This is a genomic window from Shewanella sp. AC34-MNA-CIBAN-0136, assembly GCF_040309945.1.
Taxonomy (GTDB): domain Bacteria; phylum Pseudomonadota; class Gammaproteobacteria; order Enterobacterales; family Shewanellaceae; genus Shewanella.
Window position 1 is genome coordinate 103828 of record NZ_JBEOPJ010000004.1, and the last position, 13859, is coordinate 117686.

The window sequence follows — 13859 nt, forward strand, 5'->3', positions numbered from 1 at the left end:
CGATAAAAATGTACGTGAGTGATGATAGGTATTGACCCCATTCATCTACCCACAGCAAAACTCATTAGCAAGGCTAATGACATTTTTAATCAATATAATGTAGTTAACAGGTGTGAGTGTGAACGAAAAGTAGATTAGACTCTTTCCAAGCGGAAAGTCTTGAAGGGGCTGAAGCCGTTGATAATACCCAGTCCAATTGCGGACTAAAGTTAATTTGATAGCCTATGGTTAAACTTGGTACTGGCGGAGAAACAAATTCATAGGCCAATAGATAATTAGGTTTTGATTCATCCGATTGATATTGAACAATACTGAGGTAACGCGCTGAATAGGTAGGAACAAAATGAATATCGTTTGAACTAGAATTCTCAGAAACCGAACGTTCAGAGACTGGGTTTGTTGATGAAGGTTCGCCAACGTAGCCCAACAATGTGCTATTAACATCAATAAGCGTATTGGTTAACGCAGTTAGTTGATTTGAATCTACTTGACTGTTAACGAGAGTATCAATTGTGCTATCTGCTGAATTATTTTCTAAATTATTTTCTAAATTATTTTCTAAATTATTTTCTAAATTATTGACTAAATTATTGGCTAAATTGTCGATTGAACTGTCTATTGATTTAACTGACGCCAAGGTGATATCAACAGGGGCTGAACTTATTGGTTGTTCACAAATTCGATCATCTGTCAGCGAATCCACATTATATGAACAAGAATAAGAAGTAGACGAAGCAAATGGCATCGATGCTAAAACTAACACACGGCTATTGAGGAGGAAGATTGAACACAACCCCACAATTACCAGCATTAGTAGTATACGAGCCCATGGAAACGTCATAATGACCTTATTTAATCAAGCTACACAATTTCTAAAATTCAAAATTCTAAAATTAACATGTCAAAAACACTATCTAATAAAATCATCTAACAACACTGCCTAATAAAGTAATCTAACAAATTAGTTTTTAAACGATTTTCTAACAGATTGTTCAAAGAATATTATTGCTCATACAGTAAAATGTAACAACAATGTAAACTTAAACGATAATATCTATTGCACCTTTAATCTGCAAATGAATTTTTTTACATGTTCTATCATATCTAGCACATGCATTAACTCTACGATGGATATAAAAAAGCACTAAACAGTATTCTATTTAGTGCGATGTCTGGCTAGTGGCCATTATATCGGTATTGGGTTGTGCATAAAAGTATGATAAATGCTTAAGCAGTTAGTTTAATACAATAACTAAAACAAATGGTTAAGAAAAAGGCACACTCGATTATTCACAATACTTAAAGATATTTAACCGTTATGATTTCATAATCAGTCAATCCACCTGGAGTGGTAATCGATACTTCATCGCCTTCACTTTTACCAATTAATCCACGTGCAATAGGTGAATTAACAGAAATTAAATTTTGCTTAATATCCGCCTCGTCATCACCGACTATGCGATACGTCACTTCAGCATCAGTATCTATGTTCAAAATAGTTACTGTTGTACCAAAAATGACTCGGCCAGTATTTTCTAACTTTGTGACGTCAATAATTTGAGCGTTAGATAACTTGCCTTCGATGTCACGAATACGTGCTTCACAAATGCCTTGATCTTCACGGGCTGCATGATATTCAGCATTTTCTTTTAAATCGCCTAATTCGCGTGCTGAAGCAATTGCTTCAGTAATTTTTGGACGGCGATCGAACTTTAACAATTCAAGTTCTTTACGTAATTGATCAGCGCCAACTACAGTCATTGGGACCTTACTCATAATGTCTTTGTCTCCTTTAAAAACAAAAGCATCCCGTGCTGACGATAAGTCAACACAGTAAAAATTCAGTTGGAAGTACGCAATCGACTTAGCGTGCGTATCTAGGATGCATCTTTTCGATGATGGCAGACAGCTTACCTAAGCTTTTACAGACTTGCTAGTCATCCATCATCAAAATGTCATAAAAAAGGTCGCCAAAAGGCGACCTTAATCGTTAACGCACCATAAAATTAGCTTTTGATGCGTTTGTGTAACTCTTGTAAAGACGTCACCTTGATACGATCATCTGCAGAATGCGCTAAACACGTCGCAAAGGCAGCATTTAATGTCGTAGTGTAATTCACTTTATAGCGCAATGCTCCACGACGGATCTGACGTGAGTCTTCAATTGCTTGACGACCTTCAGTGGTGTTAACAATGTAGGTATATTCACCATTTTTAATACGATCAAGAATGTGTGGACGACCTTCATGCACTTTGTTAACTAAGCGAGGATTAATCCCTGCTTCACCTAAAATAATCGCGGTACCATGAGTGGCATCAATTTCATAACCTAGCTCAATCAGCTTAGAAGCTAAATCGGCAACGCGTTTTTTATCACTGTTACGCACAGATAATAACGCACGGCCCGATTTAGGCACTTCAGATGTAGCACCAAGCTGTGCTTTGGCATAAGCTTCAGCAAAAGTATCACCCACGCCCATGACTTCACCGGTTGAGCGCATTTCTGGGCCTAATAGCGGGTCAACACCTGGGAACTTATTAAACGGTAATACCACTTCTTTTACCGAGAAATATGGTGGAATCACTTCTTTAGTAAAGTTTTGCGAAATTAAGCTTTGGCCAGCCATCACTCGAGCTGCAATTTTAGCTAACGGCACGCCTGTCGCTTTAGACACAAATGGTACTGTACGAGCGGCACGCGGGTTAACTTCAATCATATAGATTTCGTTATCTTTTACCGCAAACTGCACGTTCATTAAACCGATCACGCCTAATTCAAAAGCCAGTTTAGACACTTGGTCACGCATTCTGGCCTGAATATCAGCACTCAAGGTGTAAGGTGGTAATGAACAACCTGAGTCACCAGAGTGAACTCCTGCTTGTTCAATATGCTCCATAATGGCGCCAACCACCACAGTTTCACCGTCACACACTGCATCGATATCCACTTCAATCGCATCATCTAAGAAGTGATCAAGTAATACTGGTGATGCATTAGATACTTTAACCGCTTCATTGAAGTAGCGTAGTAAATCTTGCTTGTCGTATACGATTTCCATCGCACGTCCACCCAACACATAAGACGGACGTACAACCAACGGATAACCTATTTTTTCCGCTTCTATCACAGCACTTTCAACTGTTGTCACTGTCGCATTTTCTGGCTGCTTCATGTTCAAACGTTGAATGGCTTGTTGGAAACGTTCGCGGTCTTCTGCACGGTCAATCGCATCAGGGCTGGTACCAATAATCGGTACGCCTGCGGCTTCTAATTCGCGCGCGAGTTTAAGCGGAGTTTGGCCACCGTATTGGACGATTACACCTTTTGGCTTTTCGATACGCACAATCTCGAGTACGTCTTCTAGCGTTACAGGTTCAAAGTATAAGCGGTCAGATGTATCGTAGTCGGTTGATACCGTTTCAGGGTTACAGTTAACCATGATGGTTTCATAACCGTCTTCACGTAATGCTAATGCAGCATGGACACAGCAATAATCGAACTCAATACCCTGGCCAATTCGGTTAGGGCCACCACCCAAAATCATGATTTTGTCACGGTTCGATGGGTTAGATTCACATTCTTCTTCGTACGTTGAGTACATGTAAGCCGTGTCAGTTGAGAATTCAGCAGCACATGTATCTACACGCTTGTATACCGGATGAATTTCATGGCGATGACGTAGTTTACGAATTTCGCCTTCACTCACACCTAACACATCAGCTAAACGTAAATCAGAGAAACCTTTACGCTTTAATTGACGTAAGTAGTTTTGCTCTAAACCTGACATACCAAGCTCAGCGACTTTCGCTTCTTGGGTAACCAAATCTTCGATTTGAACGAGGAACCAGTGATCAACGTTAGTCAGAGTGAAGATATCATCACGACTTAAACCAGCACGGAATGCATCGGCTATATACCAAATACGGTCACAACCTGGCTCTTTTAATTCATGACGGATACGTTGCATCGCTTCTGGTGATTGTAAATCAACCAGAGAATCAAAACCGTTACGACCCACTTCAAGGCCACGTAACGCTTTTTGTAATGACTCTTGGAAAGTACGGCCAATGGCCATTACTTCACCCACAGATTTCATTTGGGTTGTTAGACGGTCATTTGCACCGGCAAACTTTTCAAAGTTAAAACGGGGGATTTTAGTCACAACGTAATCGATTGCAGGCTCGAACGACGCTGGTGTTTTACCGCCAGTAATGTCGTTGCTAAGCTCATCAAGCGTAAAACCAACCGCTAACTTAGCAGCAATTTTAGCTATCGGGAAACCGGTTGCTTTAGAGGCTAAAGCAGATGAACGTGATACACGTGGGTTCATCTCAATAATAACCATACGGCCAGTATTAGGACAAATACCAAATTGTACGTTTGAGCCACCGGTTTCAACACCAATTTCACGCAGTACCGCTAAAGAAGCGTTACGCATTAATTGATATTCTTTATCGGTTAGCGTTTGTGCCGGTGCAACGGTAATTGAGTCACCGGTGTGAACACCCATCGCATCGAAGTTTTCGATAGTACACACGATAATACAGTTATCGTTGCGATCACGAACCACTTCCATTTCATATTCTTTCCAACCAATTAATGATTCATCGATCAATAATTCGTTAGTTGGCGACAAGTCCAAGCCTTGAGAACAAATCTCTTCAAACTCTTCTTTGTTGTAGGCAATACCACCGCCGCTGCCACCCATGGTGAAAGACGGACGAATGATACAGGGAAAGCCCACCATATCTAATACGCCATACGCTTCATCCATGTTATGAGCAATACCCGCACGCGGGCAGTCTAAACCAATGGATTTCATCGCTTTGTCGAAACGACTACGGTCTTCAGCTTTATCAATCGCATCCGCTGTCGCACCAATCATTTCAACATTAAACTCTTTTAGTACGCCTTGTGCTTCAAGCTGAAGCGCGCAGTTCAGTGCAGTTTGTCCACCCATCGTCGGTAGAATTGCATCTGGACGTTCTTTGGCGATGATGTTGCGTACCACTTCCCAATGAATAGGCTCGATATAGGTTGCATCGGCCATTTCAGGGTCGGTCATAATCGTTGCTGGATTAGAGTTAACCAGAATAACGCGATAGCCTTCTTCACGAAGTGCTTTACAAGCTTGCGCACCTGAATAATCAAACTCACACGCCTGGCCAATAACAATTGGACCGGCACCTAGGATAAGAATACTTTTTATATCTGTACGTTTTGGCATTGCTTCTGTCTTCTCCCAGATAACTACTTGGCGTGCTGACGGTATTGTTCAATTAGCTCGATGAAATGATCGAACAGCGGTGCGGCATCGGTTGGCCCAGGACTCGCTTCAGGGTGTCCCTGGAAGCTAAATGCTGGCTTATCCGTTAGGTGAATACCTTGTAACGAACCATCAAATAACGACTTATGCGTCACCTTGATGTTTGCTGGCAATGTGGTTTCATCAGCAGCAAAACCGTGGTTTTGACTGGTGATCATCACGCGACCATTTTCAACATTGCTCACTGGATGGTTTGCACCATGGTGACCAAACTTCATTTTTAAGGTTTTCGCACCAGAGGCTAATGCAAGTAACTGGTGGCCTAAACAAATACCAAACACTGGAATATCAGTTGTTAATATTTGCTGGATAGCAGTAATAGCATAATCACATGGCTCAGGGTCGCCAGGACCATTTGATAGGAAGACCCCATCAGGGTTCATGGCAAGGACATCTGCAGCAGATGTTTGAGCAGGCACTACCGTCACATCACAACCACGGTCAACCAACATACGTAAAATATTACGTTTTACACCGTAATCGTACGCGACAATTTTATATTTGAGTTCCGCTGCTGGTGTTTCAGACGGTAAACCACCGACTAATTTCCAGCTACCGTTACGCCATGTATAAGCTTTATCGGTGGTCACTTCTTTGGCTAAATCCATGCCTTTTAGACCTGGGAACGCTTTCGCAGCTGCCAGAGCTTTCGCTTCATCTAGGTCGCCGACCATAATACAACCGGCTTGGGCGCCTTTTTCACGCAAAATTCGAGTTAGTTTGCGGGTATCAATATCAGCAATACCAACCACATTATTCGCTTTTAAATAATCGCTTAATGATTGTTGGTTGCGGAAATTACTCGCCATAAGCGGTAAGTCACGAATAATTAAGCCACATGCATGAACCGAATCCGATTCTGTGTCTTCATCATTAGTACCTGTGTTACCGATGTGAGGATAGGTTAATGTTACTATTTGGCGTGAATATGAAGGATCTGTAAGGATCTCTTGATAACCTGTCATTGAAGTATTAAATACCACTTCACCAACAGAGATACCGGTAGCACCAATTGCGGTGCCAGAGAATACTGATCCATCTTCGAGTACGAGTAAGGCAGACTGTGTCAACGCGACCTCCAGAAAAGAGCCAAGCCACTTAAAATTATGTGTTTTTATTTTGCACTAAAATACCAATTTTCGATAAATTACGAAATTTTGACAAATTCTAGCGATTGTATAAGAAATTCGTTTTTACGTCTATATTTTGTAGGATTGTTTTCAAAAAAAAACACCAACGAATGGTGTTTTTATTATCTAGTTCAATCCTAATACTTGTTGCATGTCATACAGACCTGCATTTTGATCGGAGAGCCAAAAAGCCGCCCTCATTGCCCCATTAGCAAAGGTCATTCTACTCGATGCTTTATGGGTTATTTCCAGCCGTTCGCCTATGTCAGCGAACATTGCGGTATGTTCACCGACAATGTCACCAGCACGAACCGTTGCAAAACCTATGGTATTAGGATCACGTTCACCAGTAATACCTTCACGCCCAAATACCGCACATTGGTCTAAATCACGACCTAATGTTTGGGCTATAATTTCACCCATTTTAAGTGCAGTACCTGACGGTGCATCCTTTTTATGCCGATGATGCGCTTCGATTATTTCGATATCGGTATAATCACCCATCACCTCTGTAGCCAGTGCGAGCAACTTCCACATCACGTTAACACCGACAGACATATTAGGCGCTAATACCACTGGCACTTGTTCTGAATAGGCACCAATTTGCTCTTTTTGAGCATGATTAAAACCTGTGGTACCAATGACAATAGCTTTGTGATTTTTTGCGCACCAATCGAGATGAATAATGGAAGATTCAGGTGACGTAAAATCAATTAATACGTCAAAGTCGTCAACCACTTTATCCAGTGAATCGGTAATGGCAACATTCATCGCGCCAACACCAGCAAGTACACCAGCATCAATACCGATTAAACTTGAACCTGTACGTTCAATAGCTGCGCCAAGTATTATGACTTGTTGCTGTTTAGCAGATTCAATCAGTGTACGGCCCATACGGCCACTGGCACCAACTACAGCAATTCTCACTTTTGCAGTCATTTCATTCTCCCAGTGTTAACTAAAGGTAAACACACAAACAGCATATACAAAAACGCCTAAGTTAACTTAGGCGTTTTTAACAACTAGATAATTTCTAACAATTCAACTTCGAAGACCAAAGCTGAATAAGGCGGGATTGAAGCACCCGCGCCACGCTCACCGTAAGCCAAGTGATGCGGGACATATAATTTTAGCTTAGTGCCAACTGGCATTAACTGTAATGCTTCAGTCCAACCAGCGATAACACCAGATACTGGGAATTCAGCAGGTTGGCCACGAGCAACAGAGCTGTCGAACACATCACCACTGATGAAAGTACCATGGTAATGAGTACGTACGGTTGAATCATACGTTGGTGTTTCACCGTCGCCTTGTACAAGCACTTCGTATTGAAGACCAGACTCAGTTATCGTAATACCGTCACGCTTAGCGTTTTCAGCTAGGAATGTATCACCTTCAGCGGCAGCAGCTTCTGCAGCAGCTTCTTGTGCTTCTTGTAAACGACGACTAATTTCAGTAAATGCAACTTGAAGCTCTTCCATTGATACTGCGCTTTCTTTACCGGCAAATGCATCAGCAAGACCAGCCTGAACAGCAGGGATATCAATACCTTCAAAAGAGTTTGCTGCTAGTTGCTCGCCCATTTGACGACCTACACCGTAGCTAGCATGCTGTTCCATAGTGCTGAACAAATCTGACATAATAATTTTCTCTCAATAAACATAAAAAATTCGCACAAGAGTTTATCACAATAAACCCCGTAAATGTTGGCAAAAAACGCTATTTAACTTGAGCAATTTTACACTCAGCCAAAGACTGTTTTCTTGCCTGTGTATAAAGCGGCATCACTTGATTCTGTGCCGCTTGCAAGTCTTCAATTCGGTGACTGTGTGACGGGTGAGTCGATAACAGTTCAGGGCCTTGGGCTCCGCCCGCTTTAGCCATGTTTTGCCACAAATTAACACTTTGAGCTGGATTAAAACCTGCTTTGGCCATTAGCTCAAGACCAACAATATCAGCTTCAGATTCCTGACTGCGGCCAAAAGGTAAAATAATGCCCACATTCGCCCCTAGCCCCAGTCCGGCCATGTACAAATCTTTATTGGCAATACCCGATGCTCCTAATGCGGCATCCGCAGCTTGCATGCCAAGACCCGTTATCTGCGCTCGAGATACTTGCTCGTTTCCATGTTGTGCTAAAACGTGCGCCACTTCATGTCCCATAACTGTAGCCAACTGATCTTGATTCGTCGCCACATTTAGTAAACCGGTATAAACACCAATATGGCCACCAGGTAGCGCAAACGCATTGACTTGATCTGATTCAAACAACACGACATCCCATTGCTGCGATTGGTCGGGTAACACCGCAGTGATACGTTTGGCAACACAGTTCACATATTGAGTTTGCGCTTGGTTTTGACTTATTTTTTCACTTTGCTTCATGGTCTCAAACGACTGAGCACCCATTTGCTGCATCTGGGTATCAGAAAACAACAAGGTTTGCCCTCGCCCTGTTGGCGATTGACTATTAACACAGCCAACTAATAAAGCAGAAACGAGTAGGGTTAGCGCGAGAGGTTTCATGTTGTCATCCCTTAAAATTCATTTAGCCAAAAAGCTAATCGATCATTCATTTATTTTATACCAATAAACTGGACCAATGCACCATTTGCGATATTAAACATCAGCCAGCATTCATGTGTTAATTAACGTGTTGATTTACGTTTAGCGAAATCACTAATACTGCGTTTATTGGCGGTACGACGATTGGCTTGCTTATCACGCGGCGCTCGCTTACTGTTTTCGCTAATCGGTTTGTCTGTTACCGCAAAACCAGCTAATTCATCTAATGGTAATGTCTGTCCGGTTAATTCTCGAATAGCCTCTAAACTGAGTAATTCAGAATGACCGACTAATGATAATGCCACGCCGCTTAATCCCGCCCGTGCAGTACGTCCAATACGATGAACATATACTGCTGCTTGGGCAGGCAAATCAACATTAATGACTACTGGCAATGCGTCGACATGAATACCGCGCGCTAATACATCGGTTGCGACTAATACAGTCAGTTGTGCCGTTTTGAATTGCTCTAAGGTCTTACTTCGCAGCGCTTGTTCTTTATCGCCATGAAGCGCCGCAGCGTTAACACCCGCTTTAATTAACTTTTTACACAATGCATCAGCATCATCTTTAGCATTCACAAACACCAATACTTGCGACCATTGATGTAAAGCAATTAAATGAATCAGCGCTTTGGCTTTGCTGCCTTTATTGACGTGATAGAGAGTTTGATCAATATCAGCCACGGTACTATTTAAAGCATGCGCTTCAATTCGCACGCAAGATGCAGACTGCACCTTTTGAGCTAATGCGACCAAAGATTCGGGTAACGTCGCCGAAAATAATAACCGTTGGCCACCTGGCATTAATGTAATCAGCGCATTAATATCAGCGATAAATCCCATGTCCAGTAATCGGTCTGCTTCATCAAGGACCAAACTCTGCAGATGTTCAAAATCAATAACACCTTGTTGTGCTAATGCGAGTAAACGGCCCGGTGTAGCAACGACGATGTTAACCGGTTGAGCTAAGCGATCAATTTGAAGCTCTATTGCTTCACCGCCACACAGTACCTCTACGCGCAAATTAAGCGATTGTGCCAGCGGCACTAAGTTTTGCGATACTTGTGATGCTAACTCTCTGGTCGGTACGATGATCACGGCAGACAAATGAGCCGTTGGAAGCAGACTAATGCGTTGCAATACAGGCAAACCATAAGCATAGGTTTTACCGCTGCCGGTTTGGGCTAATGCCAACACATCTTGCCCCGCCAATATAGTTGGAATAGCCAGTTGTTGAATACGACTCGGCTGATTCACTGTCGGCGGTAATGCGGCTAATAAACTTGAATCGAGTGATAACGCTGAAAATGACATGTTAACGCCTAATGTTAATAGGATAAATTGACGATATTCGCCAATAAAAAAGGCTGCTTACCCAAAGTAAACAGCCTTTAACGAGGTCGCTAGATCATCGCGATTAACTGTTTAAATCCTGAAAGAACTTTTTAACGCCATCAAAGAAGCCTTCAGCTTTAGGGCTGTGCTTTTTTGATTCGCCAGTTAACGTTGCTTCAAACTCACGCAATAACTCTTTTTGTTTTTCATTCAAGTTAACCGGTGTTTCCATTACCACTTTACACAGTAAGTCACCTACTGCATGGCTACGGACCGACTTAACCCCTTTGCCGCGTAGGCGGAACATGCGCCCTGTTTGGGTTTCTGTTGGGATTTTAAGGCTAACTTTACCGTCTAATGTCGGTACTTCAATCTCGCCGCCTAATGCTGCTTTACTGAATGAAATAGGTACTTCACAGTAAAGGTTATTGGCGTCACGGGTAAAGATAGCGTGTTCACGCACACTAACTTGAACGTATAAATCACCTGGTGGAGCACCAAACTCGCCCGCTTCACCTTCGCCAGTAAGACGAATACGATCGCCTGTATCGACACCGGCAGGAATTTTAACTGATAAGGTTTTGCTTTTCTCAACTCGACCTTCACCATGGCACTTGCCGCAAGGATCTTTAATGATTTTACCGCGACCATGACAAGTAGGACACGCTTGCTGAACAGCAAAGAAACCTTGGCGCATTTGCACTTGGCCTTGGCCATGACACGTACCACATGTGGTTGCAGATGTGCCTTTTTTAGCGCCACTCCCGTCACATAAATCACAGGCAGCTAAAGTAGGAATTCGCAGTTCTTTGGTTAAGCCGCGTACGGCTTCTTCTAAAGACAATTCAAGGTTGTATCGTAAGTCACTACCGCGCGCAGCTTGACGTTGACCACCACCACGGCGACCACCACCAAAAATATCACCGAATACATCACCAAAGATATCGCCAAAATCACCTTGGCCACCACCGTGCCCACCACGATTAGGGTCGACGCCAGCATGACCAAATTGATCGTAAGCCGCTTTTTTGTCGCTGTCGGTTAAAATTTCGTACGCTTCTTTAATTTCTTTAAAGCTAGCTTCTGCGGCTTTGTCACCCGGATTACGGTCTGGGTGAAACTTCATCGCTAAGCGTTTGTACGCTTTTTTAATTTCGCGTTCACTGGTGTCACGTCCAACACCGAGAACTTCGTAATAATCACGCTTTGACATAGTGTTCTGTTTCTCGAAGGTGTGAGTAAATTGTTAAACTTAAATTATACAAACGGGCGTTTGAGGATAACCCCAACGCCCGCTTTAACGGTAACTAGCTGAAATTGCTAATTACTTTTTGTCGTCTTTAACTTCTTCGAACTCAGCATCAACAACATCATCAGCAGGCTTTTCTTGGCCAGCATCGTGCGCTTGACCTTCTGCTTCACCTTGAGCTTTAGCTTGAGCAATTTCCATTAACTTAGCAGACGCTTCGATTAGCGCTTGAGTTGCTGTATCAATAGCTTCTTTATCTTTGCCTTTTATGGCAGTTTCTAAAGTTGCGATTGCTGCTTCAATCTTTTCTTTTTCGTCACTAGCTAGTGCATCGCCAGCTTCTTCAACTTGTTTTTTAGTTGAATGAGCTAAACCATCTGCTTGATTACGCGCTTTAACTAACTCTTCAAATTTAGCATCTTCATCAGCATGAGCTTCAGCATCACGTACCATTTGTTCAACTTCTTCATCAGATAAACCTGAAGAGGCTTTGATAGTAATGTTTTGTTTCTTACCTGTTTTCTTGTCTGTTGCAGACACATGTAAGATACCATCAGCATCAATGTCGAACATCACTTCAACCTGTGGTTGGCCACGTGGTGCTGGCTCAATACCTTCAAGGTTAAATTGACCTAATGACTTGTTAGCACTCGCTTGCTTACGTTCACCTTGAAGTACGTGAATAGTCACGGCACTTTGGTTGTCGTCAGCTGTTGAGAATACTTGCTGAGCTTTAGTCGGGATAGTGGTGTTCTTCTCGATAAGCTTTGTCATCACACTGCCCATGGTTTCAATACCAAGAGATAGTGGGGTAACGTCAAGTAGAAGTACGTCTTTCACTTCACCAGAAAGTACGCCAGCCTGAATCGCCGCGCCAACAGCAACCGCTTCATCAGGGTTAACATCTTTACGAGGCTCTTTGCCAAAGAAGTTAGTGACTGCTTCTTGTACTTTAGGCATACGAGTCTGGCCACCCACAAGAATCACTTCATTGATATCTGATATTGATAAATCAGCATCAGCTAGTGCAACTTTAAGCGGCTCTAGAGTACGTTGAATTAAATCTTCAACTAATGACTCTAACTTAGCACGAGTAATTTTAACCACTAAATGCTTAGGACCTGATGCATCAGCAGTGATGTAAGGCAAGTTAACTTCAGTGTGGTTAGTACTTGAAAGCTCGATTTTTGCTTTTTCAGCGGCTTCTTTCAAACGTTGCATTGCTAAAGGATCTCTACGAAGATCTAAGCCTTGGTCTTTTTTGAATTCATCAGCTAAATAGTTAATCATACGGTTATCAAAGTCTTCACCACCTAAGTGAGTATCACCATTGGTTGCTAGTACTTCAAATGTTTGGTCGCCATCGTTGCTGTCAATTTCGATGATAGAGATATCGAATGTACCACCACCTAAATCGTATACAGCAACAATGTTGTCGCCTTGTTTCTTGTCGATACCGTATGCAAGTGCAGCAGCAGTAGGTTCGTTGATAATACGCTTAACATCAAGACCTGCGATACGACCAGCATCTTTAGTGGCTTGACGTTGTGAATCGTTAAAGTAAGCAGGAACGGTAATAACCGCTTCAGTCACTTCTTCACCTAAAAAGTCTTCAGCAGTCTTTTTCATCTTTTTCAAGATTTCAGCTGAAACTTGTGGTGGTGCCATTTTGTTACCACGTGACTCAACCCATGCATCACCATTATCAGCTGCGATAATTTTGAATGGCATGATGTTCACATCACGTTGAACTTCGTCATCTTTAAAACGACGACCGATTAAACGCTTGATGGCAAAGAATGTGTTTGTTGGGTTGGTTACAGCCTGACGCTTTGCTGGCTGGCCTACAATAATTTCATCATCGGTATAAGCGATAATTGATGGGGTTGTGCGATCACCCTCTGCGTTTTCAATTACGCGTGCTTTGCCGCCATCAAGGACTGCTACACACGAGTTTGTTGTGCCTAAATCGATACCAATAATTTTGCCCATGGGGTCCTCCGAAATTGACGTTAGTCGTCACAAATATGTTATTTGATGTTGATATGGGGATGAACAACAAGTATTTCAAGCATTTTGTTGCTTAACTTGAGATTCAAAATTAACCACTCATATCAGCCTTGATACCTATATTGGGACAACAAAGTGAATTACAAGGGGATAAGTAAATATTTATCCTGTTTTATGGGTTTTTTTATGCGGGCCATACCAATAAGGTAAGATGGATGAACAATAAATCACAACCACTGCC

General features: G+C 42.4%; 10 protein-coding genes. All 10 read right to left on the bottom strand.

The window, feature by feature from the left end:
- Nucleotides 1-103 precede the first annotated feature (103 nt).
- Nucleotides 104-841 (bottom strand): hypothetical protein, encoded by a 738-nt coding sequence (locus tag AAEY94_RS05295; protein WP_350977778.1) that lies wholly within the window; start codon nucleotides 839-841, stop codon nucleotides 104-106.
- Between the two features lie 458 nt (nucleotides 842-1299).
- Nucleotides 1300-1776, bottom strand: a complete 477-nt coding sequence (greA, locus tag AAEY94_RS05300) for a transcription elongation factor GreA (RefSeq protein ID WP_101085763.1) — start codon at nucleotides 1774-1776, stop codon at nucleotides 1300-1302.
- A gap of 230 nt (nucleotides 1777-2006) precedes the next feature.
- Entirely contained in the window at nucleotides 2007-5228 is a 3222-nt protein-coding gene (gene carB / locus AAEY94_RS05305; RefSeq protein ID WP_059746481.1) for a carbamoyl-phosphate synthase large subunit, read from the bottom strand.
- A 23-nt stretch (nucleotides 5229-5251) separates the two neighbouring features.
- Nucleotides 5252-6409 (bottom strand): glutamine-hydrolyzing carbamoyl-phosphate synthase small subunit, encoded by a 1158-nt coding sequence (gene carA, locus AAEY94_RS05310; RefSeq protein WP_101085765.1) that lies wholly within the window; start codon nucleotides 6407-6409, stop codon nucleotides 5252-5254.
- Between the two features lie 174 nt (nucleotides 6410-6583).
- Nucleotides 6584-7396 carry a 4-hydroxy-tetrahydrodipicolinate reductase gene (dapB, locus tag AAEY94_RS05315; protein ID WP_101085767.1) on the bottom strand — a complete coding sequence of 271 codons (813 nt, stop codon included), beginning with the start codon at nucleotides 7394-7396 and terminating at the stop codon, nucleotides 6584-6586.
- A gap of 83 nt (nucleotides 7397-7479) precedes the next feature.
- Nucleotides 7480-8097 carry a BamJ family beta-barrel-assembly machinery protein gene (gene bamJ / locus AAEY94_RS05320; RefSeq protein ID WP_101085769.1) on the bottom strand — a complete coding sequence of 206 codons (618 nt, stop codon included), beginning with the start codon at nucleotides 8095-8097 and terminating at the stop codon, nucleotides 7480-7482.
- Between the two features lie 79 nt (nucleotides 8098-8176).
- Nucleotides 8177-8983 (bottom strand): M48 family metallopeptidase, encoded by an 807-nt coding sequence (locus AAEY94_RS05325; RefSeq protein WP_162022520.1) that lies wholly within the window; start codon nucleotides 8981-8983, stop codon nucleotides 8177-8179.
- Nucleotides 8984-9105: 122 nt separating this feature from the next.
- Nucleotides 9106-10338, bottom strand: coding sequence for a DEAD/DEAH box helicase (locus tag AAEY94_RS05330; RefSeq protein ID WP_350977784.1), 1233 nt, complete (start codon nucleotides 10336-10338; stop codon nucleotides 9106-9108).
- A 103-nt stretch (nucleotides 10339-10441) separates the two neighbouring features.
- Nucleotides 10442-11572 carry a molecular chaperone DnaJ gene (gene dnaJ, locus AAEY94_RS05335; RefSeq protein ID WP_011636444.1) on the bottom strand — a complete coding sequence of 377 codons (1131 nt, stop codon included), beginning with the start codon at nucleotides 11570-11572 and terminating at the stop codon, nucleotides 10442-10444.
- 111 nt (nucleotides 11573-11683) lie between these two features.
- The gene (gene dnaK / locus AAEY94_RS05340; protein WP_101085774.1) at nucleotides 11684-13600 is read right to left on the bottom strand and encodes a molecular chaperone DnaK; all 1917 of its coding nucleotides are present in this window, start codon (nucleotides 13598-13600) and stop codon (nucleotides 11684-11686) included.
- Nucleotides 13601-13859 lie beyond the last annotated feature (259 nt).

What these genes read in the sequence shown, in the direction of transcription:
- dapB (WP_101085767.1), bottom strand. Translation starts at nt 7,396, where the DNA reads ATGACTGCAAAAGTGAGAATTGCTGTAGTTGGTGCCAGTGGCCGTATG.
- AAEY94_RS05330 (WP_350977784.1), bottom strand. Translation starts at nt 10,338, where the DNA reads ATGTCATTTTCAGCGTTATCACTCGATTCAAGTTTATTAGCCGCATTA.
- AAEY94_RS05295 (WP_350977778.1), bottom strand. Translation starts at nt 841, where the DNA reads ATGACGTTTCCATGGGCTCGTATACTACTAATGCTGGTAATTGTGGGG.
- bamJ (WP_101085769.1), bottom strand. Translation starts at nt 8,097, where the DNA reads ATGTCAGATTTGTTCAGCACTATGGAACAGCATGCTAGCTACGGTGTA.
- dnaK (WP_101085774.1), bottom strand. Translation starts at nt 13,600, where the DNA reads ATGGGCAAAATTATTGGTATCGATTTAGGCACAACAAACTCGTGTGTA.
- greA (WP_101085763.1), bottom strand. Translation starts at nt 1,776, where the DNA reads ATGAGTAAGGTCCCAATGACTGTAGTTGGCGCTGATCAATTACGTAAA.
- AAEY94_RS05325 (WP_162022520.1), bottom strand. Translation starts at nt 8,983, where the DNA reads ATGAAACCTCTCGCGCTAACCCTACTCGTTTCTGCTTTATTAGTTGGC.
- dnaJ (WP_011636444.1), bottom strand. Translation starts at nt 11,572, where the DNA reads ATGTCAAAGCGTGATTATTACGAAGTTCTCGGTGTTGGACGTGACACC.
- carB (WP_059746481.1), bottom strand. Translation starts at nt 5,228, where the DNA reads ATGCCAAAACGTACAGATATAAAAAGTATTCTTATCCTAGGTGCCGGT.